General features: G+C 48.6%; 24 protein-coding genes and 1 tRNA gene. 11 read left to right on the top strand and 14 right to left on the bottom strand.

Translation table 11 applies throughout. The features are described 5' to 3' along the window. Nucleotides 1-73 precede the first annotated feature (73 nt). Nucleotides 74-1,534 carry a threonine synthase gene (gene thrC, locus H8L32_RS01405; RefSeq protein ID WP_186945369.1) on the top strand — a complete coding sequence of 487 codons (1,461 nt, stop codon included), beginning with the start codon at nucleotides 74-76 and terminating at the stop codon, nucleotides 1,532-1,534. A gap of 103 nt (nucleotides 1,535-1,637) precedes the next feature. On the opposite strand, the gene H8L32_RS01400 is transcribed toward thrC, so the two are convergent. From H8L32_RS01400 to H8L32_RS01380, 5 genes are all read right to left on the bottom strand, one after another. Next, complete coding sequence (locus H8L32_RS01400; protein WP_186945368.1) at nucleotides 1,638-2,141, bottom strand: DUF6265 family protein; 504 nt, start codon at nucleotides 2,139-2,141, stop codon at nucleotides 1,638-1,640. A 26-nt stretch (nucleotides 2,142-2,167) separates the two neighbouring features. Continuing rightward, the gene (locus tag H8L32_RS01395) at nucleotides 2,168-2,704 is read right to left on the bottom strand and encodes a glutaredoxin family protein (protein ID WP_186945367.1); all 537 of its coding nucleotides are present in this window, start codon (nucleotides 2,702-2,704) and stop codon (nucleotides 2,168-2,170) included. A gap of 163 nt (nucleotides 2,705-2,867) precedes the next feature. After that, nucleotides 2,868-3,827 (bottom strand): GlxA family transcriptional regulator, encoded by a 960-nt coding sequence (locus H8L32_RS01390; protein ID WP_186945366.1) that lies wholly within the window; start codon nucleotides 3,825-3,827, stop codon nucleotides 2,868-2,870. A gap of 14 nt (nucleotides 3,828-3,841) precedes the next feature. Beyond that, nucleotides 3,842-4,753 (bottom strand): EamA family transporter, encoded by a 912-nt coding sequence (locus H8L32_RS01385; RefSeq protein ID WP_186945365.1) that lies wholly within the window; start codon nucleotides 4,751-4,753, stop codon nucleotides 3,842-3,844. 57 nt (nucleotides 4,754-4,810) lie between these two features. Further along, complete coding sequence (locus H8L32_RS01380) at nucleotides 4,811-5,038, bottom strand: DUF1272 domain-containing protein (protein ID WP_186945364.1); 228 nt, start codon at nucleotides 5,036-5,038, stop codon at nucleotides 4,811-4,813. Between the two features lie 215 nt (nucleotides 5,039-5,253). On the opposite strand from H8L32_RS01380, the gene H8L32_RS01375 reads away from it, so the two are divergent. The 3 genes from H8L32_RS01375 to H8L32_RS01365 are packed head-to-tail and all read left to right on the top strand — an operon-like array spanning nucleotide 5,254 to nucleotide 7,374. Further along, the gene (locus H8L32_RS01375) at nucleotides 5,254-5,931 is read left to right on the top strand and encodes a ribonuclease HI family protein (RefSeq protein WP_186945363.1); all 678 of its coding nucleotides are present in this window, start codon (nucleotides 5,254-5,256) and stop codon (nucleotides 5,929-5,931) included. Nucleotides 5,932-5,986: 55 nt separating this feature from the next. Then, nucleotides 5,987-6,400, top strand: a complete 414-nt coding sequence (locus H8L32_RS01370) for a VOC family protein (RefSeq protein WP_186945362.1) — start codon at nucleotides 5,987-5,989, stop codon at nucleotides 6,398-6,400. Continuing rightward, nucleotides 6,397-7,374: a 2-hydroxyacid dehydrogenase gene (locus H8L32_RS01365; RefSeq protein WP_186945361.1), complete on the top strand. Its 978-nt coding sequence runs from the start codon at nucleotides 6,397-6,399 to the stop codon at nucleotides 7,372-7,374. Before H8L32_RS01370 ends, H8L32_RS01365 begins: the two co-directional genes overlap by 4 nt. Nucleotides 7,375-7,475: 101 nt before the next feature. Here the strand turns inward: H8L32_RS01365 and H8L32_RS01360 are convergent, their stop codons facing one another. Further along, the gene (locus H8L32_RS01360) at nucleotides 7,476-8,867 is read right to left on the bottom strand and encodes a hypothetical protein (protein WP_186945360.1); all 1,392 of its coding nucleotides are present in this window, start codon (nucleotides 8,865-8,867) and stop codon (nucleotides 7,476-7,478) included. 403 nt (nucleotides 8,868-9,270) lie between these two features. Between H8L32_RS01360 and H8L32_RS01355 the strand changes: the two genes are divergently transcribed. Next, nucleotides 9,271-12,567 carry a restriction endonuclease gene (locus tag H8L32_RS01355; protein WP_186945359.1) on the top strand — a complete coding sequence of 1,099 codons (3,297 nt, stop codon included), beginning with the start codon at nucleotides 9,271-9,273 and terminating at the stop codon, nucleotides 12,565-12,567. Here H8L32_RS01355 and H8L32_RS01350 read toward each other — a convergent pair. From H8L32_RS01350 to H8L32_RS01335, 4 genes are all read right to left on the bottom strand, one after another. Further along, a complete protein-coding gene (locus H8L32_RS01350; RefSeq protein ID WP_186945358.1) occupies nucleotides 12,553-13,674 on the bottom strand; it encodes a glycosyltransferase family 2 protein in 1,122 nt (373 codons plus the stop codon). The two genes, H8L32_RS01355 and H8L32_RS01350, sit on opposite strands and share 15 nt — an antisense overlap. Before the next feature lie 12 nt (nucleotides 13,675-13,686). Beyond that, the gene (locus H8L32_RS01345) at nucleotides 13,687-14,646 is read right to left on the bottom strand and encodes a tyrosine-type recombinase/integrase (protein WP_186945357.1); all 960 of its coding nucleotides are present in this window, start codon (nucleotides 14,644-14,646) and stop codon (nucleotides 13,687-13,689) included. Between the two features lie 322 nt (nucleotides 14,647-14,968). Continuing rightward, entirely contained in the window at nucleotides 14,969-15,649 is a 681-nt protein-coding gene (locus H8L32_RS01340) for a hypothetical protein (RefSeq protein WP_186945356.1), read from the bottom strand. A 118-nt stretch (nucleotides 15,650-15,767) separates the two neighbouring features. After that, nucleotides 15,768-16,229 (bottom strand): cupin domain-containing protein, encoded by a 462-nt coding sequence (locus H8L32_RS01335; protein WP_186945355.1) that lies wholly within the window; start codon nucleotides 16,227-16,229, stop codon nucleotides 15,768-15,770. A 165-nt stretch (nucleotides 16,230-16,394) separates the two neighbouring features. On the opposite strand from H8L32_RS01335, the gene H8L32_RS01330 reads away from it, so the two are divergent. After that, complete coding sequence (locus H8L32_RS01330; RefSeq protein WP_186945354.1) at nucleotides 16,395-17,096, top strand: M90 metallopeptidase family protein; 702 nt, start codon at nucleotides 16,395-16,397, stop codon at nucleotides 17,094-17,096. A gap of 217 nt (nucleotides 17,097-17,313) precedes the next feature. Here the strand turns inward: H8L32_RS01330 and H8L32_RS01325 are convergent. Continuing rightward, nucleotides 17,314-17,390: transfer RNA gene (locus H8L32_RS01325), tRNA-Pro, on the bottom strand. A gap of 212 nt (nucleotides 17,391-17,602) precedes the next feature. Between H8L32_RS01325 and H8L32_RS01320 the strand changes: the two genes are divergently transcribed. The 5 genes from H8L32_RS01320 to H8L32_RS01300 all read left to right on the top strand — a co-directional run bounded on the left by H8L32_RS01320 (nucleotide 17,603) and on the right by H8L32_RS01300 (nucleotide 22,702). Next, nucleotides 17,603-18,727 (top strand): M14 family metallopeptidase, encoded by a 1,125-nt coding sequence (locus tag H8L32_RS01320; protein WP_186945353.1) that lies wholly within the window; start codon nucleotides 17,603-17,605, stop codon nucleotides 18,725-18,727. A gap of 27 nt (nucleotides 18,728-18,754) precedes the next feature. Then, nucleotides 18,755-19,231, top strand: a complete 477-nt coding sequence (locus tag H8L32_RS01315) for a CYTH domain-containing protein (protein ID WP_186945352.1) — start codon at nucleotides 18,755-18,757, stop codon at nucleotides 19,229-19,231. Next, the gene (locus tag H8L32_RS01310) at nucleotides 19,224-19,493 is read left to right on the top strand and encodes a MoaD/ThiS family protein (RefSeq protein WP_186945351.1); all 270 of its coding nucleotides are present in this window, start codon (nucleotides 19,224-19,226) and stop codon (nucleotides 19,491-19,493) included. Before H8L32_RS01315 ends, H8L32_RS01310 begins: the two co-directional genes overlap by 8 nt. Nucleotides 19,494-19,495: 2 nt before the next feature. Further along, nucleotides 19,496-20,578 carry a WD40/YVTN/BNR-like repeat-containing protein gene (locus tag H8L32_RS01305; RefSeq protein ID WP_408058787.1) on the top strand — a complete coding sequence of 361 codons (1,083 nt, stop codon included), beginning with the start codon at nucleotides 19,496-19,498 and terminating at the stop codon, nucleotides 20,576-20,578. Nucleotides 20,579-20,749: 171 nt separating this feature from the next. Beyond that, the gene (locus tag H8L32_RS01300; RefSeq protein ID WP_186945349.1) at nucleotides 20,750-22,702 is read left to right on the top strand and encodes an ABC transporter substrate-binding protein; all 1,953 of its coding nucleotides are present in this window, start codon (nucleotides 20,750-20,752) and stop codon (nucleotides 22,700-22,702) included. A 14-nt stretch (nucleotides 22,703-22,716) separates the two neighbouring features. On the opposite strand, the gene H8L32_RS01295 is transcribed toward H8L32_RS01300, so the two are convergent. From H8L32_RS01295 to H8L32_RS01285, 3 genes are all read right to left on the bottom strand, one after another. Continuing rightward, nucleotides 22,717-23,088 carry a nuclear transport factor 2-like protein gene (locus tag H8L32_RS01295; protein WP_186945348.1) on the bottom strand — a complete coding sequence of 124 codons (372 nt, stop codon included), beginning with the start codon at nucleotides 23,086-23,088 and terminating at the stop codon, nucleotides 22,717-22,719. A 72-nt stretch (nucleotides 23,089-23,160) separates the two neighbouring features. After that, entirely contained in the window at nucleotides 23,161-23,613 is a 453-nt protein-coding gene (locus H8L32_RS01290; RefSeq protein ID WP_186945347.1) for a MaoC family dehydratase, read from the bottom strand. 117 nt (nucleotides 23,614-23,730) lie between these two features. Further along, nucleotides 23,731-24,192, bottom strand: coding sequence for a MaoC family dehydratase (locus H8L32_RS01285; RefSeq protein ID WP_186945346.1), 462 nt, complete (start codon nucleotides 24,190-24,192; stop codon nucleotides 23,731-23,733). Nucleotides 24,193-24,253: the final 61 nt, after the last annotated feature.

Below are 24,253 nucleotides of genomic sequence, written 5' to 3'. Positions count from 1 at the left end.
AGGTTTAAAGGGCGTAAGAAAGCTATAATAGGAAGAATATTTGCTCAATTTCCTTCCTCTTCTCTGACGACTTATGCAATACGCTTCAACACGCGGGCATGCCGCAGCTCAAAATTTTTCTGAAATCCTGTTAGGTGGTCTTGCTCCCGATGGTGGCTTGTATCTGCCGACTTCTTATCCGCAAATCACTGGTGCCGAACTCGATGCATGGCGCAAGCTGTCTTATGCCGGCCTAGCATTTGAGGTATTGAAAAAATTTGCCACCGATATCCCTGAAGCAGATCTGAAAGCACTGACAGACAAAACCTATACTGCCGATGTGTATAAAAATGCACGTGCAGATGAATCTGCTGTGCAAATAACCCCTTTGCGTGTATTGCAGGACAAAGGTGGTCGCAAACTGGTTTTGCAGGCCTTGTCAAATGGCCCTACGCTGGCGTTCAAGGATATGGCCATGCAGTTGCTGGGCAATCTGTTTGAATACACACTGGCAAAAAATCAGGCTGAGCTGAATATATTTGGTGCCACATCTGGCGATACCGGCAGTGCTGCCGAATATGCAATGCGCGGTAAGAAGGGTATACGCGTATTCATGCTGTCACCACACAAGAAGATGAGCGCCTTCCAGACTGCACAAATGTTCAGCCTGCAAGACCCGAATATTTTCAACATCGCCGTAGAAGGCGTGTTTGATGACTGCCAGGACATGGTCAAGGCAGTATCGAATGATCTGGAATACAAGAATCGTCAGAAGATTGGCACCGTCAATTCCATCAACTGGGCACGTGTGGTTGCGCAGGTGGTGTATTACTTCCGTGGTTATCTGAGCGCTACCAGCAGCAATGATCAAAAGGTGTCATTCACGGTACCGTCCGGTAATTTTGGCAACATCTGTGCTGGCCATATTGCCCGCATGATGGGTTTGCCGATTGACAAACTGGTCGTGGCCACCAATGAAAACGACGTGCTGGATGAGTTCTTCCGTACTGGCGTATACCGTGTACGAAAATCAGCAGAAACCTGGCATACCACCAGTCCATCGATGGATATTTCCAAGGCATCCAATTTTGAACGCTTTGTGTTTGACTTGCTGGGTGGTGATGCCAAACGGGTAGCTGCACTATTCAAAAAGGTGGAAACCGAAGGCGGTTTTGATCTGTCGGGCCAGCCAGGCAGCGATGGCAATGAATTCAAAAAAAACGCTGCATTTGGTTTTGAGTCTGGCAAATCAGTCCATGCAGATCGGCTGCAGACCATACGCCAGGTAGAAAAAGAGTTCGGCATCACTATCGATACCCATACGGCAGATGGTATCAAGGTCGCGCTGGAACATATCGCAGAAGGCGTGCCCATGATCGTGCTGGAAACCGCATTGCCAGCCAAGTTCAATGAAACCATACGTGAAGCTCTGGACCGCGATGCAGAACGACCAGCCGGGTTTGAGAATATCGAAAGCCTGCCTCAGCGTTTTGAAGTCATGGCTGCCGATGTACAGGCGATGAAGGCGTTTATCGCCAAACACACCGGGCTGTAATTCAATACAATCCAGACAAAACAGAAAAGGGGCGTGAGCCCCTTTTTTCATGTTTCCCGAATTTTTCTAAAAACAGCTGAATCAGGTCCAGGTCTTGCGGTCCTTATTTTGTGCAGGCTATTTTTTGCATGGGGAAATCGATGCCTTTCAACTGGTCTTTGATCATGCCCTCGATACGACCCAGCAAGCTGCCGTCGGCGTTGAGCTGGTAAATGACCCGTTGTGGAAATTCAGGTCTTGGATTTTCAAAAACAACTTTTTGCTTTTCCAGTGTCTGCAGTTGAAAACTGGCTTCCGGTTTGCCGGATGGCATGGCGGTGAAGACCAGACTGTCAGCGTTTTCTTGTATGCGCATGAATTCCCAGGCGACCATCTTGCCTTTGCGTACTGTCCTGCCCATGCCCAGCATGCCACCACCAGCGGGTGCCAGCCAGTGTTCTTCTGATCCAGGTTCTACTGCACCAGTGGCTTGCCAGCAACCGCCAAGCCACTGCAGGTCCTGTATGCTGTTACCAGCCTGGCTGGTCTGCGCATAGAACAGGCCCAGCCCTACAGCCAGGGCTGGAAAGAATCCACGTATTGAGGGTGTTGCAGGCATTACTTTCATACAGCCTCCTTCAGGGAATTTATGGTTCAGCTTTTACGTAACCAGGGTTCCAGTTTTTTACGTACTCTGCCTTCATCAAAACCTTCTATCAAATCGTTGCCGATGACGATGGCCGGGATACCTTGCACGCCCAGGGTCTTGTAAGCCTGATAGCCTTCATTGGATTTCTCAACATCCAGGTCTTTGTAGGCAATACCATTCGCATTGAAAAATTCACGGGCGGCAGCGCAATAGCCGCACCAGGTGGTGCCGTATAAAACAATCACTGGCTGTGATGTTGCTGCCTGCTGGCTCATTTCGGCTCTATGGGCCCGGGTTTTCTTCCAGCTTGAATAACTTTGCAGGCTGACACCGGCCAGGACGAGGACAAGTACTACCCATTTCCATGCACTGGAAGAAGTGTCGGCAGATGTATTGACATGGCGACGGGGGTTGTTGCCGTAGCTACCCGCACCTTGCAAATCGGCCGCCTTGTTATAGGCAACCTGGCAGGACGGACATTGCCACTCAGGGCAACTGTCGGTTTCTTTGCGAATATAGTTGCATTTGGGACAGGTACGCATAAAGGCAGAATAAATTGAATATGGCTTATCTTAACGCAATTGCGGTAGTGTCGATACTGTCGGTTATGCACATGTTCAGCTAATCAATCAGCTAAATAAGTTTGTCTTAAGTTGTTTTTAAGCTGTTTTTGATATGGACAGATCAGGGTGTGTTGACAGAAATTTATCTTTGCTGGAAGGCTGAAGGTGGCGAAGCAAAATGCTGATGCCAGACGCGTCTGAATTGTCGTGCAGAGCCAAACCCCGATGCCTCTGCAATTCTTTCTATTGACCAGTCAGTATCACTGAGAAACTTGCCTGCCAGTGACAGGCGCAATGAAGTCAGATAAGTTTGGACTGATATAGCCGTGTGCAGCTTGAACAGGCGCGTCACATGACGTGTGCTGGTGCAGGCGACGCTGGCCAGTTCTTGCAGGGTCCATGCATGGGATGGGTCTTTGGTGATGGCATCCTGTACCTTGTGGACGGCTGGGTGCAGGTGGTTGCGGTATTTCAGCCAGGGCGACAACTGTGGATCACTGCCAGAGCGGCGCATATACACCACCAGGTTGCGTGCCACGGCGCTGGCCGCCAGAGGGCCCGCCAGTTCACTGATGGTATGCAAGGCCAGGTCAATACCGGCCGTGACACCGGCACTGGTGCTGACCGGGCCATCTTCCACAAAAATACGGTTCTCTTCAACACGGATGGAGCTGTCTATGCTTGCCAGGTCCTGGTAGTGGCTGTGATGTGTAGTGGCTTTTCGCCCATTTAGCAGGCCTGCATAGGCCGCCAGCAGGGCGCCTGAACAGATGCATATCAGTTTATGCCTGGCATGTACATGCTGACGCAACCATTGTATGGCAGTCCGTGCTTCACCTTTGGTATGTTGCACCTTGTCACCACTGAGACCTGGCAAAACCAGGATGGCATTGTCTTCCAGTACATCTGGCAATGGCAGCAAGGAACTTAATTGCAGACCGATGGAGCAGTTGATACTGTCAGTGGGGCTGATAAATATCAGTTCAAAACGAATATCCTGCTGATAGCGATTGGCAAACAGAAAGGCGTCTGCCGGTCCCGCCAGATCCAGCAAGAGCGTATCGGGCAATAATAAAAAATAAACAGGCTGGCGACGTATCATCGTTCAATCAGTATTCAAGAAAATGCCAGGCGCAGGCGATCAGTCAGTTTTTGGCCGAACACATTGATCAGCAAGCCCGCCATGACAATGGCTGCACCGGCTATCTGTTTCTGGCTTAGTGCTTCATCCACCAGCAGCCAGGCAGCAGTCAGACCAACTACCGGTACCATCAGCGTTAGCGGCGCCACCAGGTGTGTCGGCAGGCTGGACAGCAATTTGCCCCACAAGGTATAGCCTATCAGTGTTGCTGCTACTGCCAGATAGACAATGGTAAGGCCGGATGACCAGCTCATGTTGACAACACTGTGCAGCATGACATCGCCGCCTTCAAACAGGTAAGACAGTAACAAAAACGGCAGAATGGGGACCAGCGCACTCCAGGACACCAGACTCAGCACATTGGTCACGCCGATTTTTTTATTAATGACATTGCCACTCGCCCAGGACAATGCGGCACACAAGGTCAGCACAAAGCCGGCAACGCTGACCTGGCTGGCAGTATTGCCAAGGCTGGCACTACCCAGCAAGATCAGGCCCATGCTGGCCACCAGCATGCCTGCCAGATTGCTGGCACGCAGCTTGTCACCAAATACCATGGCAGACAAACCCACTGTAAAAAAAGCCTGGGCTTGCAGAACCAGTGACGCCAGGCCTGCAGGCATGCCAACAGCCATGGCGGAAAACAAAAAGGCAAATTGCCCCAGGCTGATAAACATGGCATAGGCAAGCAATAACTTGAAGGACACCTTCGGTCGCGGCAAAAACAGGATCGCCGGAAAGGCAACCAGCATGAAACGCAATGCCCCCAGCAGAAACGGCGGTATACCCTTGAGCCCGATCTTGATCACCACAAAATTCATGCCCCATAACAGAATGACGGTAGCAGCAATCAGGATGTGGCGTGGGCTGAGGACAGAGTTGCTCATGGTATCGGGATAGAGAGTATTCAGTGTTGCATGAAATTTGTATTAAGCTGCCGGTCTTTATTTTGCCCTTACACGCACGGTGGAGGCAGGATTTTTCTCCAGCTTGTTGGCTGGCCGTATTGGCCGGGGCGCAAAATTGCCGCCGCAATTGGGGCAAACACCCAGCAAATGATGTTCTACGCAATCAGCACAGAATGTACACTCAAATGTGCAAATGCGTGCGTCAGGTGATGCTGGTGGTAAATCGCAGTCGCAACGTTCACAGTTGGGTCTGAGTTCTAGCATGGTGTGGCTCCTGTATGGTGGAATGATAATCACAATCAGGATAACAGTTTGCCCTGCATTTGCCAGTCGCCAAAGCGACCAAAGGCGGACACATCAGGACATGCCATGACATTGAAAAACAGGCAAGCAGGACCTGACCTGGCCTGGTGCAAATAGGGCAGCCTCAGACAGCCCAGACCATCAATGGCATACTCTTGTTATTTTGCAGATTTAGCATGGAAAATACCCCTTTCACCTATGCGCAGCTTGTTGCAATTGCCACCCGTGCAGAGCGCAAGCTCGCTTTGCAGCAGGCAAAGCGAGAGCAGATATCCGCCTTGCAGGCACTGGAAGAGTTATTGCAGCTCGGGGCTACAAAGGCCGATGTTGGCAATATAGCCCAACTTGCAGTCTTACGTCTGCAACAGGCGAATGAGCAACAGGTTTTGCAGACAGCCAGGCGGGCAGAAAAAGCCGCAGACAGAAAAAGCGGACGTATCAAGACAGCGCCGAATGTCAGCGAACATGCTTGGCTGGCCTGGTTTGACGGCTCTGCCGTACCCAATCCCGGGAAATGTCGTTTTGCCTGCGTATTGCAGGCGCCGGATGGACAGGTATTTGAATATGCAGAGCATCTGGAATATGGTGATAGTTGCGATGCCGAATTCAGTGGCCTGATACTGACATTGAAACAGGCGCACAAGCATGCAGTAAGCCAACTGCTGATACATGGTGACAGTCAGGTCGTGATTGATGAAGTCAATCAACATAAAAATAGCAGCTTGCCGCGCATGATTGAATACCGGCAGCAGGTACAGGCGCTGTGCCAGTTGTTTGAGACTATTCAAATAAAATGGATACCGCGCCATAAGAATAGCCGTGCCGATGCACTGACGCAGCACACTACAAGCTGATAACACGTTAACATGTGGTGATTGCGCATGCAGTGCATCAACACATAGGATGACGATGAAGACTTTTTTTCACATGGCTTACCATGTACACGATCTGGATCAGGCAAGGCAATTTTACAGCGGTGTACTGGGTTGCAGGGAAGGGCGCAGCACTGACACCTGGGTGGATTTTGATTTTTTCGGCCATCAGATTTCCGTGCATCTGGGACAACCGTTCGCCACCACCAATACCGGCAAAGTTGGCAAACACTTGGTACCCATGCCCCACCTTGGTCTGATCATGGCGATGCCGAACTGGCAGGCGCTGGCAGATCGTTTGATCGAACAAAAAGTGGATTTTGTACTGCCACCCAGCCTGCGTTTTGCAGGGGAGCCTGGCGAGCAGGCCATCATGTTTTTTGTTGACCCATCTGGCAACCCCATAGAAATCAAGGGTTTCAACAACCTGGAGAATGTGTACGATAAATGAAACCAAGCAATAGCGCAGTTACTTCTGGTATTTCTACTCCCATCCCATTCATTGCTGCCGCCAATTATGCGCAGGCCGGTGCCTGGGTCAACGCTTTGCAGGCTGCCATGCCGGCAGAGCGCATCGTTGCTTTTGATGCCATGAGTGATGAAGACAAGCTAGCCTGCCAGGTCGCCATTGTCGCCAACCCCAATCCGGCTGATCTGCAACAACTGCCGCAACTGGAATGGATACACAGCGTCTGGGCCGGGGTTGAGCGCCTGGTGGTGGATCTGGGCGATACCCATTTAAAAATCGTGCGTCTGGTAGACCCGCAACTGGCCAATACCATGGCAGAAGCGGTACTGGCCTGGACGCTGTACCTGCATCGCGATATGCCTGCATATGCAAAGCAGCAGGCGCAGCAAATCTGGCAAGCTCTTGATTATGTACGCCCCCAGCAAAGACGCATAAGTTTGCTGGGCCTGGGTGCTTTGGGCGAAGCTGCCGCCGTCAGCCTGTTGCGTGCGGGTTTTCAGGTAGCAGGCTGGAGCCGCCATCGCAAAGCGATAGACGGCGTCAACTGCTTTGCCGGTGCAGATGAATTGCCTGTCATGCTGGCACAGACCGACATCCTGGTGTGCCTGTTACCACTGACCCCGGACACCAGGAGCTTGTTAAACGCCAGCACGCTCGCAGCCTTGCCCAAAGGCGCGTCGCTAATCAATTTTGCCCGTGGCGCCATCATCAATGACGCTGATTTGCATGCAGCGCTGGATAGCGGGCATCTGGCCCATGTCGTGCTGGATGTGTTTGAAGTGGAGCCTTTACCTGTGTCGCAATGGCAGTGGCAGCACCCCAGTGTCACATTGCTGCCGCATTGTTCTGCACCTACCGACAGACAGACTGCATCACAGATCGTGGCTGGCAACATCCTGCGTTACCGGCAAAGTGGCGTCTTGCCATTGACTATTGATGTACAAAGAGGGTACTGATGCACCCTGATGTATTTATGTTGCAGGCATAAAAAAGGCGGGCACATCCTGTGTCCGCCTGTCTTGATATTGATTCTGATTCTGATTCCGATCAGAATTTTCTAGAAACCAAGCAAGCCTTTCAAGACATCTGTTGGCTTGATTTTAGGTTCTTCTTTTTGCTCTGGTTTTTGTTGCTGTGGTGATTGTGAAGATTGCTGTGAACGTCTGCCGCCCATATCGCCCATGCCACCCAGTATCGAACTGAACGTGGATTTTACCCTTACCTTGGTTTGCCAGTCTGGTTCCCATGCGATTTTAGGATCAGCAGGGCGGGGTGGATACGCAAAGAATGCATCCGAACCATAGGCAATCATACGCAGCATTCCCGCACCCTGTTCCCCAAAAATACCTTTAGGAACATCACACTTGGTTGCCGAGGAAGGCAAAATGACTTTTTCATTGATCCACTTGTCGATGTCTGCATTTGTCTGGTAATCCACCAGGCCAAAACCGAAATCAGGCAATTCGCTGGATGTCCAGACAATGACTTCTGCACTGTCGCTATTGCCAGACTGTTGCCCGCCCATGACGCTGATGAAATAGCCGCGTGCATTGGCGATTGACTTCCATTCCAGATTAACGCCACCATCCTTCTTGGTTTGTGCCAGTTCTATCGGTGCCATCAAGTCTTGCGCCGAACCCAGGCTGACCTTGAAGCTGTCTGGTATGCCATTGCCGACAAACTGATGCTGGCCAACCAGCGATGCCGTATCCGGTACCTTGCGGTCATCCACCTTGTTGGGCCAGGATGGATTACCTGGTTGCGAACGTGCGCCTTTGGTCACCTTGCCACGCATGACAAAAAACTTGGCATAGTCTTCTGGCGAAGACTTGGCAACATCCAGGGTTCTTGGCTGGCCGGGGCGCACGGTTTCACCGCAACCCCAGTAAATCGAAATTTTGCCCTTGGGCTTTTCATAAGTTGGTTCTGAAGGAGTTTCTTCAGAAGGTGTGTAAGTCACAGGTTTGTCCGGTACCGACGCGATCAGCTTCAGACTCTCGCCCAGATTCATTCCTGCAGGTATTGCCTGCGTGGCTTCGCCAAGCGAAGGATTTTTGCTGGTATATACCGATACATCTACATACTTGCCGCTGCTAAAACCCATGGAATGGGTATTGCCAAACACATTACCTCTGTCATTGCTACCTGTCGCCCCACGTGCCATGCCACCCAGTGCACCAAAAAACCCACCAGATTGCGCACCCTGCGCAGCACCACTCATCATGCTGGGCATATCGCTGGCACTGGTCGCCACATCAATAAACGCCAGCGCAACCGGCGCCTTGACCACCTGCGCGCCACCCTTGGCGGGTGCCGCAGCCTTACCCTGCGTACCAGCCGCCGGCTTGGTCTGCGCGGTAGTCAACAGCGGTACCGCCAACAGGCCACAAGTAATCAGCGCACCTTGCATCAAAGGTGTCAGGCGTTTGCGTGCAACAAAAGTTTTCATGAGAGAAATTCCTTGTATTAATTAACAACATAACAGCATGGAAATAAACAAACTTGAATTGTTGGAGGATAGGTACGGGGCCGAGGATGCGACATTTAGCCAATTATCCCGAACGGGCTTTATCTTAGCGCAAAATAATGACAAAGATTAAAGAAAGTGGAGGAAGTTGTTAAGAGCTTGTGATGAAAATGTGCTGCGCGCATTTGCTGAAGGATTGTTCTATTCTTTTTGTATTTGGGATGGTTGCCGTTATGAAATTGTTTATTTTAAAAAAACAAACATCGCCAAAATTATTGATAAATATAATTGCTGAATTAATAATTTCAATGCATTATTAAGACATTTCTGATCGATAACTAGGAATTATCATGTCTTATGCAGATCAAGACTTGCGAGTTTTTCTATGAAGTATCTTACCGGTGTTGCTTGGGATGCTTTTAAAAAGCAGGGTACATCCCCTCCCAAGTTTGATGGTGATGCCTTTGAGACCTTGATTCGGGTATTGTTGAGAGCTAGTTTCCCAGGCGACTGGGAGGGTACACCTAAAACACGGGATGGTGGTAAAGATGTGGTCGATCGGTCAATACCTGGCAGTGTAACTTGGGCCGAATGTAAAATGTACAGAGCTCCTATTTCTTTGCAAATAGTGAGCAACACATTGGTAATGGCAATTGTCGAACCAGATGTTCAGCGAATACTGTTTTTTTCGCACAGTGAAATGATCGGTAATGCGAAGAACTATCTTGCTAAATTTGCAGCCCAAACAGGAAAAACTATTCAAGTATTTGACGGCGAAATACTTGAGGAATTGATACTGCGTTCACCAGCTGTTATGGGAACTTACTTCAAGAATTACTCAATGTGCGATGCATTGAATTTAAAGAAAAATTTGCCACATATTAAAGCTTATTTTTCCTCCGATGTACATGTAAGCCAGCAACAAATCGCTCACAGCGATGGAATGGAAAAGCCACGCCAACATACGATCCCTATTTACACACCGTGTTTGTACGAGATTATTTTCATTGCGCGACATGCACAAGGGAAGCTAAAACTAGGTATTAAATTGCATCGTCAAGAATTTGAGAATTTTGAAATCTTAAATACTAATTTATTCGACAAGTTAGCAGATATCACACTCGATGCCGGACAAACTCTTAGTGTGCCTATATATTTAGCACCGTTGTTGTCGGGCCCATTAACAATTCCGGCACTTTGTATGCAAGACGAGCAAGGCTTAACATTCGAGTTGCCTTCTGTTGAATTAACTGCATCCTCATTGGTACGCCCAGTTCTTATCGGCAAAAAAGTACAAGAATACCTTCGGGCATTAGAAGCTACAGTTTCGAGTGGCAACGCAAATCGGATATTTGCGGTGCACGGAAAAAGCGGCGTAGGTAAATCTAGATTTGTTGATGAGGCAATGACGAGTTTGCTTAAAAATGGTTATGAAATCCATTATTTCGATGGTCTTAATCGTAATACTCAATCGATTGAGGGGTTCATAAAAACACTATTATGCAGTCTTTGGCGTCTCCCTGACGCACAATCTTTCTTGTCTAGCCAGTCCTCAAGTAGTCCTGACGAAAGTGTAGCCGCAATTGCATATGGACAAGTGAGCGAGATTATTTATAACTGGGATACTCAAAAGATCAAAGAAGAGTCAACATTGATTGAAGCAGCACTTGCTGATGGCCTTCGTAGTCATCGAGCAGCAGTAGTGGTGGACAATGTACAGGCATTTCCAGCGGGTGTCATTGCAGTGTTAAAGAAGTTGTGTGCATCAGTTGTAGCTTCGCCGGGGCAAGCAGCATTTATGTTGGCGTTTAATGACGACGATCTAGTTTTCAACGATGCCGCTGCAGATTGGCTTGAGGTATTAAATCATTCCGCAGGTAAGGACATTCAGGTATTAAATCTTCTTGAATTTACTATTCAATTAGCAGAAGAGTTTTTGGATAATCTTTTTTCTCGTGCTGCTGATGGACATGTATTTTCAGAGACTTATCCAAATTTGGTCGCGACAATACTAGATAAGGTTATACCGCGCCCTTTGGATATATTTCAATTCGTTAAAGGCTTGGAAGATCGTGGAGCTATTCGTGCTGGCAATGACGTCTTTACGATCCTGGATTTTGAGCAATTTAATCTTTCGCTCCAATTGCTTGATGGTGCTCGTGAGCGTTTGCTGGATTGGCGCATGGAACGCTTGAATTCAATAGTTAGTGCCAATCTCATTGTGGCTGCAATTACCTATTTCGGACCTATGCAAGCTGTTAGTTTTGTAGGGCTTGGAATAGAGGAAATTGCCTTGGAGAAGCTTGTTCAAGCAAGTATCTTGCGTTGGGAAGTCAGTGGTCGACTCGCTTTCTATCACCCGTCATTAGCGCGTCATTTTATTAACGACACAAGACGTGGCAAGACACTAAAACTTTCAACTAAGCAAAAATTATTTTCCTTGGCATCAGACGAAACGCTTCCATTCACCAATAGTGTTGAATGGTTTGGCCTTGCATATGACGTTGGAAATGAGGTGACTGCGACTCTACCAATAGTTGCGGCGTCATTTCTCGATCAAGATTTCTCGGGTTATGCGCAAAATTATCTCGTGGCCGATCGTTTTCTTCAATATGTAGCTTCGCGCCGCAAGGTTGATGAGTGGTGGGGGCTTCTGCCATCGCTTACCGGCGCTGCACATATAGCTTCACAGGGCAATGTGGCTATTTTGCAATCTCGTACTGATTATTTACGAATGTTGGCATCCAAGATTGCTTTTAACTGTCCTCCTGATGATAGTTCGCTGGTGCATTGGACACATTTGATTCGAGAAGCTGCTGGATATTTGGCTGGCTCTGATAGTGCCTCAGCTGACCAATTGTTGATAAGTGCTCTCAACGCTTTACGGGATAAGAATACAACTCAACGGGATTTGACGATATCACGGGCAGAGGCTCAATTTCTCAATCGCAGATGTGTTACGTTAAAAAATCTAGGGTATCGTGCCGAAGCGACTGTCTCCGGGATTGAATCGCTGGAGCTAGCAACTCAGGAAGATATGCAGGGGCTTGTTTGCCTTAACCTGATTGATCTTGGCTATGTTGAATATGGATTACGTGAAAGAAATGAAGGCTTGTTGAATTATTGGCGACAAGCAAATACTAGAATCTTGAATTTACAAGGCGGACAGTCGCTAGAAGTGCGTAACATCAGGGTAATTGGAGAATTGATTTCCGGGACAGTTTGTGCGTTGACAGGGGAATATGATTCAGCATTGCAAAGTTTAGATAATTTGATAACTGGAAGCAGAGAGAGAAGAGATTCATTCTATTTACTCCAAGGTATGGCGACAAAAGGGGTAGTTCTTATGCGACGGGCTTTGCTGGATTCTCCGAATGTGGCATCACATTGCGCCAAAGTACTGGAGATAAGTCGAGTGTTGGAAGATTTGGCTGGTAGCATGCAACAAGACAAGCGATACCGTTTCGCTCTATATCTGCAAGGCAAGGCATATGAAGCACTTGGCTTGATGGATAAAGCTCAGCGTGAATATAATCGTGCGTCTGCTGTTCGGATAACCAGACATATTGACTACGAAGCGGATGCGCTACGATATGATGTTAAACGCTTAGCCGGAATTGTTGGTATGCCGCCCGCGGCAACTACTTATTCAATCAACGATGTGTTGTTACCACTTCCTTAATATAGCGTCAATTTTCAACACGTTGGCATTGCGATCGACAATAAGGTCATCGCAACCTGCTCTACGTTTCCACCAATATTCATTGCCACGTAAGCTAGAGAATCGATCGACAAAATAAGCTATTCGGACGTTCGATTGCATAATATTGAATCCCAAAGTTTCAAATAGACCCAGACTGCTTGCATCGCGTAGTCCAGACGCTATTGTGATCGATTCATAACTAAGCATGCCCCTTTTCAAAACTTGCTCTTCGTACCAATCAGGGTCTGCTACATTCATCATATTGCAGCAGAGATATTTTTTTAACGGGCCATGTTCTGCAATGTGATTTTGAATAGCAATGCTGTAATAGTAGCCAAGGTCAAATTCCAGCACATCGGCATGTTTCCGCATAAAAGCTCCTTTTATATCTGCTTTCAAACTGCTCGCTTTATAAGCTTTATCACCAGCTAAATGTGTGTCACCACCAAAATGATAGGCAAGGGCTTTTGCCGATGAAACCACCTTTAATCCAATGCGCTTTAGTTGCAGACAAAGATCCAGATCTGTGTACATCGATCCGAAACTAACGTCAAATTTTCCAGCTGCTTGAAAATCGTTGGCTGAGATTAAAAAGCCGCTCGTACAGATCGCCTGAGCCAAGCGATCTTCCTGAACTAATGGGTGCGACTGAGGAAGATCCAAGCCTGGGTGTGCTCCGTTGAACGCAGAGAAAGCAATGCCAAAATCTAAAATCGCCGAAGAGTGTGGATTAATTGCTTTGCAACTGCTCGCACCTATATCCGAATGTGCGGAGTAACTAAGCCACAAATGCTCTAGCCAATCAGGTTCAAACACCAAGTCGTGGTCACAAAATACTAAGTGATTTCGTTGAGCTTTGGCAGCTCCCATATTCGAAGCTCCGGCATAGCCTAAAGATTGAGAAATTTTCAATACTTGCACCCTTAGCCCAAAGTCGGGAAGTTCTAACGCATGTTCATTTACATTATTTGCGACAACAATAATTTCATCGTCATTATTCGTACTCGCCAACACGCTTTCAATACAGGCCTGTAAATATGAAACTCCGGCATGAAAAACGATGATAAGACTAAACGCAGGACGCATGGTAATTCCTAGTTATCGATAGATCTCCAGCCGTTTTCGTATGTTTGCCCTTGATATTTCGGTTCTTAGGGCGTGGTCGGCGACGTGGGTGTATATTTCTGTTGTCGTTATGCTTCCATGGCCAAGTACTTTTTGTACATAACGGATGTCGACGCCTGCTTCTAAAAGCTGTGTGGCTGCGGTGTGTCTTAACATGTGTGGCGTTACTCTTCGATCCAATTGCGCATCTTTGGCAAAGGTGCGGACTATGCGGCGAATGTATTGTTCGTTGGCCGGGCGTCCCAATCCATTCAGGAAAAGACTTTTAGCTATTTCAAAGCCAAAGCGGGAATAGGCGTAGTCCCGATAAATATTCAACCTGGCCGTTGTTACCGTATCGGGAAATGAAACCAGTCTTTCCCGGTTACCTTTCCCCAGAATACGAATCTGTTGCAATGCCTGATCAATATCAAGAAGTTTGATTTTGACCAGTTCACTGACACGTACACCGGTAAGTGTCAGCACTTCAATTGCCAGGCGTGCAGTAAATTTGTCCCATTCCAGGCGGGTGAGGGCAGAGCTATTCTTTTTATTTGTTTTGCCGACGATATTTTCTGGTTTGATGACCAGGAGTTTTTTAATTTCGTCTGTCTGCAGATTTCTTGGAAGTCGTTTGGGTAACCTGATTTGCAGATGAAGTCGTTCCAGGGGATTGAACGTGATCAATTTTCGGCGGAAAAGCCAGCGCACATACGATTTTAAACAGGCTATCCGGCGTTTTACTGTGGTGGCTTTCAGGTCTGGATCGGATAACCAAAGTTGTGCTGCGTCTTCTATCCATGTTTCGGAAAAGTTTTTTAACTCTGCGTTTTCGCCGGTAACTTTAACAAAACAATTCAAGTCATTTCGGTAGGCGCGAATGGTGAGGATGCTGAGTTTTTTCTCTGTTTCGCAATGCTGTAAAAAAAATTCACAAGAATTTAGCAAATCCATTTATTCCTCAAAGAAAGTAATGTTGACGAAAGTCAATATTACGATGATTGTGTAGATTGGCTTACGCTTAATGAGGAGGGGGGGCTGCAAAAAATCTTCACGGGGATGTATGGAATCAGATATTGAGATATCAGTAGATTTTTGTTGACTGATGATCAGACATACTGGGGAATTGCACTGTTCAGTAGCGGCAATCAGGGGGGGGCCGTGCGGCAGGGGTAAATTTATGAGTGGTATTGCTTGTCTTGCGGCAGACTATTCAGTCCTGTCTGTCGCCATTCATATTTTGTCCTTACATTCTTTACAGGTATCTCATACAGGCTTACTGATTGCCAACCGCATCTTCCAGCAGGGTCGTGGTTTTGGCGGTTTTGCTTTTCTTGGAACTGAGTACAACTTTGCGGTCGCGGTTTTGATCGTATTGATAGGTTTCGCTGATTTGCTGGCCGGTTAGCAAGTTGGTGCTGACGGTGGAGCCTTTGCCTACCATGCCGTCGGTATTTTCTTCATCGATGCCTATCATTTGCAGGCGCTGGCTGGCTGCGTCCAGACGGAAGCGCCATGTGTAAATTGAATATTCACGCGAACCGCTGTACTGGCTGACGACCAACACGCCGTTTTTGATGGTGACGTTGACGCCATCCTTGACACCACCGCAACCCAGGCATTGCAAGAGCTTGTCGTTGCTGCCCAATAAGCTGTACCCTTTGGCACCTGCCAGCACCACGATCAGGCCGCGCTGCCTGTCATTGAAGGTGTTATTGGCATCCGCCGCAGCTTTGTTTTCCACCACCACGGCGGCAATATCGGCCTGACCATCACCGTTGAGGTCACCGCTAACCTGGCTTTCGACTGTCCAGCCGCGTGGTACAAAATCACGTAATGCAGGTGCCGTGGCGGGCAGTTTTTTGCCGAAGGGTGGGGTTTGTTGCGCCTGGCTGCTGTTGTTCACAACTATTGCCAGGAGCAGGGCGGCGAGTTGGATGGATTTGCTAAGTTTCATGGGTTTAGAATCTTTCTGATTAATCTTCATTCATCAAACAACGTCGCTGGACTCCTGCTTGCGCAGGAGCGACGATTTTGTGGATAGCAGTAAGATCAGAGTGCGCCTGTTTTGGAGATCAGTCCACAAACACGGTATCAGTCTTGCCCTGCGGTGGGATCTTGATGGCGATGGCCTTGACCGGGCCATTGCTGACTATGCTGCCAGCATGGGCTGTACCTTTGGGGATGATGATCAGGCTGCCGGGTTTGAAGTCTTTGCGTTCGTTGCCCAGCCACATGCTGCCGCTGCCTTCTATGATGTACTGGATTTCATCCGTTTGCGGGTGGATGTGTTTGGCGACATTACCTGATTGTATGCCGACTGTGGCATGGTCAGTAATAACCAGAGGGCGGGCATTGAGCTCAGCATTGGCGGTCTTGGGCAGGTCGTCATGTTTGATCGCCAGCAAATCAATGATGGTGGCAGGCAGGGCTGGGGCATCAGCTCGGGCCTCGCTGACTGCGTGCTGTATCAGGGGTGAGGCGAGCAGACCTGCACAAAAGGTCATTGCAAAGGCAACAGTTTTATTGATGCGCATGATGTCTCCAGTTCTACAGTTTTGGTTTGGCAGGATAGATGTAAAGTGTGCAATACAAAGCGATGATCGGCAAGGTATTTCAACATTGGCGTATGCATGCGGGGTATTGCGCCACGGTAGACGGCCATGTTTTAATCTGGTGGATAGAAATAGCTCACTGATCCCATGCCATCTACCCCTGTTAATAGCCGCCGTGCGCTGCTGTTGTCCTCAGCCTTGCTTTTACTCCCGCAATTCCCATTGCATGCTGCCAATACTTACCAAAAAATGCAGGTCAATGGCTGGACTCTGATGTTTGACCCGGGGTTGCAAGCGGCAGATGCTGCATCCAGGTCTGCCTTCATTGCTGTTTTGACGGATCAGTTAAACAAACTCAGGAAGTTGCCCGCGCACGCGCAGAGCAGTTTGCGTGGCGTCAGCATTTATGTTTCCAGCGGCACTTACCGCGCCTTTGGCGCGCAACATCATCCTTCGGCACAATGGTTGCAGGAACATAGCTATCCCGTTGAATTTGCTGGCAACATCGAAATCTGTAACTGGAAAGAATTCATAACCATGGTGCGTAGTCAGCCTTATGCGCTGCTGCATGAAATGGCGCATGCCTATCATTTTCAGCATCCGGAGCTGGATGCTGCCATCATGCGCGCCTATGACAACGCAAAAGCTGCCGGACTTTATCGCCAGGTCACGCGTGATCACAGGGCAGAGCTGCAAGAAGCCTATGCCATCAGCAATCACCACGAATATTTTGCTGAACTCAGCGAAGCCTATTTTGGGGAGAATGATTTTTATCCGTACCAGAATGCAGAGCTAAAACAATATGATGCACGTGGTTACGCGATGCTGGAAAGTGTGTGGAAAATTTAGGTTTTGCATGAATAAAGTGTCCGTAGACACTTTGACGAGCCTATCCAGATCACGGCATCTTTCAGGTACTCTTTGAATGTATTAAGGGCAGTATCTTTCATTTTGAAAGATGAGTTTGCTAGTATCAACATGCGTCTTTCATGAAATGACTGCCTTCCACACTGAAAATGCTTATAAAAAAAGCCCACAGACCGAAATCTGTAAGCTTTTATTTATTTGGTCGGGGCGAGAGGATTCGAACCTCCGACCCCGTGCACCCCATGCACGTACGCTACCAGGCTGCGCTACGCCCCGACTCTGAGCGAAATATTATAGTCGATGATGGCGATTTTTGCCATTATTTGCTGAAAACTTCCTTAATCATTGCCATGATGAAAATATTTGTACGATTTTGGAGATGAATTTGACTAAAATATTTTCATATTATGTAAAAAGCTGTGAAAATAACAGTCCTAAGGACACCGTATGGGATGCGGTGCTTGAAAACATTTCTGAACATATAAAACATGACAATTAAAATCAGTCAGAACTTCGACGCGGGAGCGATTGAAGTAGTCAATGCGGAGCAGGTGGGGGCCATAGAGTTGAAGTTGCGCAAGGATTCACATGCCGATATCTGGCAATGGTTTCACTTTCGCCTGCAAGGTGCCCGTGGGCAAGATGCAGTCATGCAGATACTTAACGCCGGCGAAGCTACTTACCCAAAGGGATGGGAAAACTATCGTGCCGTTGCCAGTTACGACCGCGCCAATTGGTTCCGGGTGGATACCGAATTTGACGGCAAGGTCATGACCATACGCCATACACCAGAGCGTGACAGCGTGTATTACGCCTACTTTGAGCCCTATACCTGGGAACGCCATCTGGCGCTGCTGGGCGGCGTAGAAAATTCATCCATTGCGCGGGTGGAGGATTTGGGTAGTACGGTGGATGGCCGCGACCTGAACATGATCGTGGTCGGTAATCCGGCCGCTGAGAAAAAAGTCTGGATTATTGCCCGTCAGCACCCTGGCGAAACCATGGCAGAATGGCTGGTGGAAGGTAGCCTGAACGCCTTGCTGGATCCATCGAATCCAACTGCGCGCCGCATTCTGGAAAAAGCCGTTGTATACATCGTGCCCAACATGAACCCGGATGGTTCAGTGCGTGGCAATTTGCGTACCAATGCAGCCGGTGCCAACCTGAATCGCGAATGGATGACGCCTTCGCTGGAAACCAGCCCGGAAGTGTATTACGTCAAAAACAAGATCCATGAAACAGGTTGCGACCTGTTCCTGGATATCCATGGCGACGAAGCTTTGCCTTACGTATTTGTGGCTGGTAGTGAGATGCTGGCTGGCTTTACTGAAACACAAAAGCAGGAGCAACAGGCTTTTGTTGATAGTTTTTGCCTGGCCAGCCCTGATTTTCAGACCAAATTTGGTTATGAAGCGTCGAAGTACAATGAAGATGTGTTGAAGCTGGCGTCCAAGTATATTGGTCACACGTTCAAATGCGTATCGCTGACGCTGGAATTGCCTTTCAAGGACAATGCCAATCTGCCTGACGGTGATGTAGGCTGGGATGGCGCCCGCAGTATCAAGCTGGGTGAAGCAATGTTGCAACCGATTCTGACTTCATTGGGTGCATAATTCCGGTATTTAATCATCGGAGTAGTAATGGGCGTAGAAATAGAACGCAAATTCCTTGTTGTCAGTCAGGATTTTAAACAACAGGGGCAGGGTACATTTCTGCGCCAGGGTTATATTTGCTCTGACCCTGGTCGCATCGTGCGGGTACGCATAGAAGCAGAACGCGCGATGCTGACCATCAAGGGCATGTCAACTGGCATCAGTTGTGGTGAATGGGAATATCCCATTCCGCTGGCCGATGCACAAGTCTTGCTGGATACAGTCTGCCAGCAACTTCTCATAGAAAAAACACGCTATCGTATCCCTTTCGCTGGCCTGATCTGGGAAGTGGATGAATTCATTGGTGACAATCTTGGCTTGATCGTGGCCGAGGTGGAACTGGAATCCGAACAGCAGCAGTTTGAACGTCCTGTCTGGCTGGGTGAAGAGGTCAGCCATGACCGGCGTTATGCAAATGCGAATTTGCTCAAACATCCTTATTCTGCCTGGGGGCAACGTGGCTAAGCTGACTTTTACCCAGCAACTCAGTCGTTTCACTGAGGTACCTGAGGTAGAAACCGCAGCCGACAATTTGCGCGATGCCCTGGAAGCAGCCTTTCAGTTGAACCCGACCCTGCGAGCCTATATTCTGGATGAGCAGGGCGATTTACGTTTTCATGTAGTGGTTTTTATTGATGGCAGGCGTGTCATGCAGCGTAGCGGCCTGCGCGATGCTTTGGGTGCGAATAGCCAGGTTCACGTATTGCAGGCACTTTCTGGAGGTTGATGATGAAAGCATTGGTGGCAACCCGCAAGGGACTGTTTGAATTGATTCACACTGATAATCGCTGGCAGCTGGACCAGGTCAGCTTTTTGGGTGAACCTGTCAGTATGTGTCTGCATGACAAGCGTGATGGTACAGTGTATGCAGCCCTGAACCTGGGGCACTTTGGGGTCAAGCTGCACCGTCGTGATGAAGATCGCTGCGATTGGACCGAGGTGGCCGCACCTGCCTACCCTGAGCACACAAAGACTGACGATGACGTGGAATGGAAATTGAAGGTCATCTGGTCCATGGAAACAGGTGGTAGCGAAGAGCCTGGTGTGCTGTGGGCAGGTACTTTGCCAGGTGGCCTGTTCCGTTCACCAGATCGTGGCAATAGCTGGGAACTGATACGCTCATTATGGGACAGGGAAGAGCGCAAGCAATGGATGGGTGGCGGTTATGATGTGCCAGGCATACATTCGATATGCGTCAACCCACGCAATCCACAGCATATCTTGCTGGGCATATCCTGTGGCGGTGCCTGGAAAACTGAAGATGGCGGACAGAACTGGGCTCTGGCCGCAGCGGGCATGCGTGCTACCTATATGCCACCGGATATGGCAGACAATCAAAATATCCAGGACCCGCACCTGATCGCCCGCAGCAAGTTTGCCAGCCATGTTTTGTGGTGCCAGCATCATAATGGTATCTGGCGCAGCGAAGACGAAGCCGCGAGCTGGCAGCAACTGCAATTGCCAGAGGGAATTCCCGATTTTGGTTTTACCGTCGCCGCGCATCCGCGTGACCCGGATACTGCCTGGTTTGTACCCGCCATCGCCGATCAAAAACGCATACCTTTGAATGGCGCTATGAGCGTCACACGCACACGTGACGGCGGCAAGACATTTGAATCTTTAAGAAATGGCCTGCCGCAGCAAGACTGCTATGACCTCGTTTATCGCCATGGCCTTGCCGTTTCCGAAAACGGCAAAAACCTTCTGATGGCATCCACCACCGGCCATTTGTGGGCGAGCGAAAATTCAGGAGATGACTGGTATCAGGTCGCCACTAATTTGCCACCGGTTTATGCGGTCAGGTTTTATTGAGCGGAATTAGGGTCAGGGGACTACCTTTTTTGTGTTTGGGTAGCGCTGAAACCATTCTCACAGTCCTGAAATTATCGACAAGGCGCTTGTCGCATTGCTTGATTTGCGCAATACTCTAGTCTGGTCTATCAGACAATATCTTCGCGTCGCCATTAATAAAAAAACGAGAATATGTATTCACTTATTAAAAGTAGAGTAGTGACGATTGGCATATCAGTATTGAGCACCATGGTGCTGTTAATGAGCAGTGAAGCATATGCCAGAGCTGGCGAGTTTTCCTCATCTGGCACCGCATTTGCGATTACAAAAAATGGGTATCTGGCGACAAATTTCCATGTGATTGACGGTCTGGATGAAATCAAGGCTTTTGATCAAAATAAAAAAGGATACACGGCGGAAGTCGTCGCAGTGGATCCCAGTAACGATTTGGCGATATTAAGCATCAATCATCCGACGACACCATTGTTCCTGGAAAACAATGCCAGAGTTCGTAAAGGCTCCGAAGTATCCACATTAGGGTTTCCCAATATCGATTTTCAAGGTTACGAATCCAAGTTTACCAATGGTTCCATCACTGCCGAAAGTGGCCTTGGTGGTGATGTCAGATTTTTTCAAATCAGTACCCCCATACAGCCAGGTAATTCTGGCGGCCCCTTGCTGGATAGCCGGGGGTCTGTTATCGGCATAGTCTCGGCCAAGCTTAACGATAAAATCACTCTAATTAAGGGTGAGGTCGCCCAAAACGTCAATTATGCGGTCAAGGTCCAATATCTGTTAGCCATGATCGCCAGCACCAGGCTTGTCAGAGACCAGTTGCTGCAGTCAGCTTCAAAAACCGTTAAATCCAGAGAAGATGTTGCCGAGTTGGCTGATAGTGCGGTTTACCTGATTTATGGTAAGGGCAAGGACGCGGTGAAACCTGCAAAGACTCCGGCAGCAGCGCCAACTCCATCGCCCGTTGCGCCGCCAGTAGCCAACGCGCCAGAAAACCCGCAAGCAGCGAAAGTACCTGGCATTCTACTGGTGAACCCACAAGTTGCGACAAAACCTGGTGTTAATTTGGTGCGTATTGGCCATGTTGGCCCACTTACAGGGCCTATCGCCCATTTGGGACGTGACAACGAAAATGGCGCGCGGCTGGCAATTCAAGATTTGAATGAGTTAAATATTGTTATCGGAGGCCAGCTTACCAAGTTTGAACTTATTGCTGAAGATGATGGTGCCGATCCCAGGCAAGCAATCAGTGCTGCACAACGCCTTGTCAATTCAGGGGTGAAGGGTGTTGTTGGACATTTGAATTCTGGCACAACGATACCAGCGTCAAAGATATATTTTCAGGCCGGGATCCCGCAAATTTCACCGTCTGCAACCAATCCACGTTATACCAGTCAAGGGTATGGTACTACTTACCGCATGGTTGCAAATGATGAAGTCACGGCAGGTCTTATGGCAAAAATTCTCACAAAACATCTGGCAGCGAAAAGAATTGCGATTATTGATGATGGCACTGTTTTTGGTACAGGTGTTGCATACGCATTTAAACGCAAGGCCGAGCAACTGGGCATTGCTGTCGTCAATACCCAGTCGATAGGTAGTGGCATACGCTCTTTCAATGCCGAGATCGTGGCAATCAAAAACAGCACTCCTGATATGATATTTTTTGGTGGTATGGATAATCAGGCCATACCTTTGATTCAACAATTGTCCGCGCAAGGGGTGAATGCCAGGTTTGTTGGTAGTGATGGTATTTGCACTGCTGAATTAGCTCAGCAAACTAAGGGCGTAATACAGGATAATCAGGTGTTTTGCGCAGTATCAGGTGGTGTTGAAACCAATCGTGTCGCGAGACTGGATTCATTCAAACGCAGATATAAGGATCGTTTTGGTTTGGATTTGCAGATCTATGCACCTTATGCATATGATGCTGTATACACCCTTTCCATGGCCATGAAGCATGCTGATTCGGTTGAGCCGCAGCTCTACCAGCGGTACATGAAGAACATTAAAGTTAATGGAGTTACGGGTGTCATTTCTTTTGATGTAAATGGCGATGTACAGCAACCTGCGATTACGTTTTATACTTTTAAAAATGGACAGCGCGTCTCTTATGGCGTCTCAAGATAAATCCATTTAACCTCTCATTTTTTGGGAATGCGTTGGGCAGGATCATAGAAGAAGGTCTCTTCTGCAATGCATTCTCCTTCCCAGCGCTGATAGGCCAGTTCTTCCATTTGCGTGACGCTGCCATCCAGCCATTCGAACCTGAAGATCCAGCGTATGACGACATGGTCACCGTTAACCAATACCGGATGTACGCAGGTGGATGACACCGATCTGGCGCGTGACATGACGGCATGTTCAGCGGCTACGTGTGCCGCACGGCCTATCCTTGGTGTGGCCTGGTTTTCCTGCATGCTGGAATTCTCGGTATAGAATTCTTCACATGCAGCGGCATGGGCATTGGCTTCTACCCTGGCGATAAAACGTTGCAGTGTGTCGGGAGTGGGCATGAATTTATCACCAGGTTGATACGGCGTTAAGTGTTTATGTGCTATGTGCTATGTGCTTAGGTGCTTAAGGGATCAATAGCAGCGCGAAATGGATTCAGCCACACACACAGGTTTGTCCTGACCTTCGCGTTCTATCGTGACTTCCCAGCTCAATTGGGCGCCATCCTTGATGTCTTCGATTTGCAGTAACTTCATTCTGGCGCGCAAGCGGCTGCCGACTGGAACAGGGGAGGGGAAGCGCACCTTGTTGAGCCCATAGTTCACACCCATCTTGACGTAGCTGAGATGGATGGCATTGGCGACCAGCATGGGTAGCAGTGACAGGGTCAGAAAGCCATGCGCGATCGGGCCGCCAAAGGGGGATTCACGTTTGGCTCTTTCCACGTCTATGTGTATCCACTGGTGATCACCGGTCGCGTCGGCAAAGGTGTTCACACGTTCTTGCGTGATTTCTACCCAGTCTGACTGGGCAACTTCCTGGCCTATCAAGTTTTTCAGTTCGTCTATGCTGCTGAATTCTTTCATCATGTCTCCGTTGTTTTATCTTTTAAATGGGCAGGACTTACGAAAAACCGCCGCAACTGCGTTGCAGCTCCTCGCCGTAGTAATTCCTACTATTCGTACTGTCTTCGTCGCTGCACCTTATGCTGGGCGGCGACCAAACATGCCCATGCCGGTAATCGTACATACCAGCTTGCCATCCTGGTTGTGGGCTTTCCATAAAGTATTGATGACGCCACGATCTGGTTTGGATGTTGACACTTTGCTGGCCAGGGTTTCGGCAGTGACTGTCAATGTGTCGCCGGGGCGTACTGGCAATATCCAGCGTATTTCATCCACGCCGGGTGAGCCCATGCTGCTTGAATTGGACAGAAAGCCATCCACCACCATGCGCATGATCATGCCGCAGGTATGCCAGCCACTGGCGATGACGCCGCCAAAAATGGAATGGCTGGCGGCTTCTTTGTCGACGTGAAAAGATTGCGGGTCGAATTGCCTGGCGAATGTGATGATTTCTTCTTCCGTTACTACGCGCTGTCCCAGTTCTATGACTGTGCCGGGAACAAAGTCTTCAAAATACCAGCGATCTGTTTTGATGCTCATGATGTGTCCTTGTTTTCTTTAATCGGTAAATAATAGGCAAAATAAGGGGCAAAATAAGAGG

This window comes from Undibacterium hunanense (assembly GCF_014284335.1).
GTDB classification, from domain to species: Bacteria; Pseudomonadota; Gammaproteobacteria; order Burkholderiales; family Burkholderiaceae_D; genus Undibacterium; species Undibacterium hunanense.
The sequence above is the reverse complement of the archived record's forward strand: the minus strand, read 5'-3'. Positions and strand labels throughout refer to the sequence as shown.

Coding starts and splice junctions, on each gene's coding strand:
- H8L32_RS01330 (WP_186945354.1), top strand. CDS start 16,395: ATGCCATCTACCCCTGTTAATAGCCGCCGTGCGCTGCTGTTGTCCTCA.
- H8L32_RS01375 (WP_186945363.1), top strand. CDS start 5,254: ATGGAAAATACCCCTTTCACCTATGCGCAGCTTGTTGCAATTGCCACC.
- H8L32_RS01295 (WP_186945348.1), bottom strand. CDS start 23,088: ATGCCCACTCCCGACACACTGCAACGTTTTATCGCCAGGGTAGAAGCC.
- H8L32_RS01345 (WP_186945357.1), bottom strand. CDS start 14,646: ATGGATTTGCTAAATTCTTGTGAATTTTTTTTACAGCATTGCGAAACA.
- H8L32_RS01355 (WP_186945359.1), top strand. CDS start 9,271: ATGAAGTATCTTACCGGTGTTGCTTGGGATGCTTTTAAAAAGCAGGGT.
- H8L32_RS01335 (WP_186945355.1), bottom strand. CDS start 16,229: ATGCGCATCAATAAAACTGTTGCCTTTGCAATGACCTTTTGTGCAGGT.
- H8L32_RS01350 (WP_186945358.1), bottom strand. CDS start 13,674: ATGCGTCCTGCGTTTAGTCTTATCATCGTTTTTCATGCCGGAGTTTCA.
- H8L32_RS01365 (WP_186945361.1), top strand. CDS start 6,397: ATGAAACCAAGCAATAGCGCAGTTACTTCTGGTATTTCTACTCCCATC.
- H8L32_RS01340 (WP_186945356.1), bottom strand. CDS start 15,649: ATGAAACTTAGCAAATCCATCCAACTCGCCGCCCTGCTCCTGGCAATA.
- H8L32_RS01290 (WP_186945347.1), bottom strand. CDS start 23,613: ATGAAAGAATTCAGCAGCATAGACGAACTGAAAAACTTGATAGGCCAG.
- H8L32_RS01305 (WP_408058787.1), top strand. CDS start 19,496: ATGAAAGCATTGGTGGCAACCCGCAAGGGACTGTTTGAATTGATTCAC.
- thrC (WP_186945369.1), top strand. CDS start 74: ATGCAATACGCTTCAACACGCGGGCATGCCGCAGCTCAAAATTTTTCT.
- H8L32_RS01315 (WP_186945352.1), top strand. CDS start 18,755: ATGGGCGTAGAAATAGAACGCAAATTCCTTGTTGTCAGTCAGGATTTT.
- H8L32_RS01300 (WP_186945349.1), top strand. CDS start 20,750: ATGTATTCACTTATTAAAAGTAGAGTAGTGACGATTGGCATATCAGTA.
- H8L32_RS01385 (WP_186945365.1), bottom strand. CDS start 4,753: ATGAGCAACTCTGTCCTCAGCCCACGCCACATCCTGATTGCTGCTACC.
- H8L32_RS01395 (WP_186945367.1), bottom strand. CDS start 2,704: ATGCGTACCTGTCCCAAATGCAACTATATTCGCAAAGAAACCGACAGT.
- H8L32_RS01380 (WP_186945364.1), bottom strand. CDS start 5,038: ATGCTAGAACTCAGACCCAACTGTGAACGTTGCGACTGCGATTTACCA.
- H8L32_RS01285 (WP_186945346.1), bottom strand. CDS start 24,192: ATGAGCATCAAAACAGATCGCTGGTATTTTGAAGACTTTGTTCCCGGC.
- H8L32_RS01400 (WP_186945368.1), bottom strand. CDS start 2,141: ATGAAAGTAATGCCTGCAACACCCTCAATACGTGGATTCTTTCCAGCC.
- H8L32_RS01390 (WP_186945366.1), bottom strand. CDS start 3,827: ATGATACGTCGCCAGCCTGTTTATTTTTTATTATTGCCCGATACGCTC.
- H8L32_RS01370 (WP_186945362.1), top strand. CDS start 5,987: ATGAAGACTTTTTTTCACATGGCTTACCATGTACACGATCTGGATCAG.
- H8L32_RS01320 (WP_186945353.1), top strand. CDS start 17,603: ATGACAATTAAAATCAGTCAGAACTTCGACGCGGGAGCGATTGAAGTA.
- H8L32_RS01360 (WP_186945360.1), bottom strand. CDS start 8,867: ATGAAAACTTTTGTTGCACGCAAACGCCTGACACCTTTGATGCAAGGT.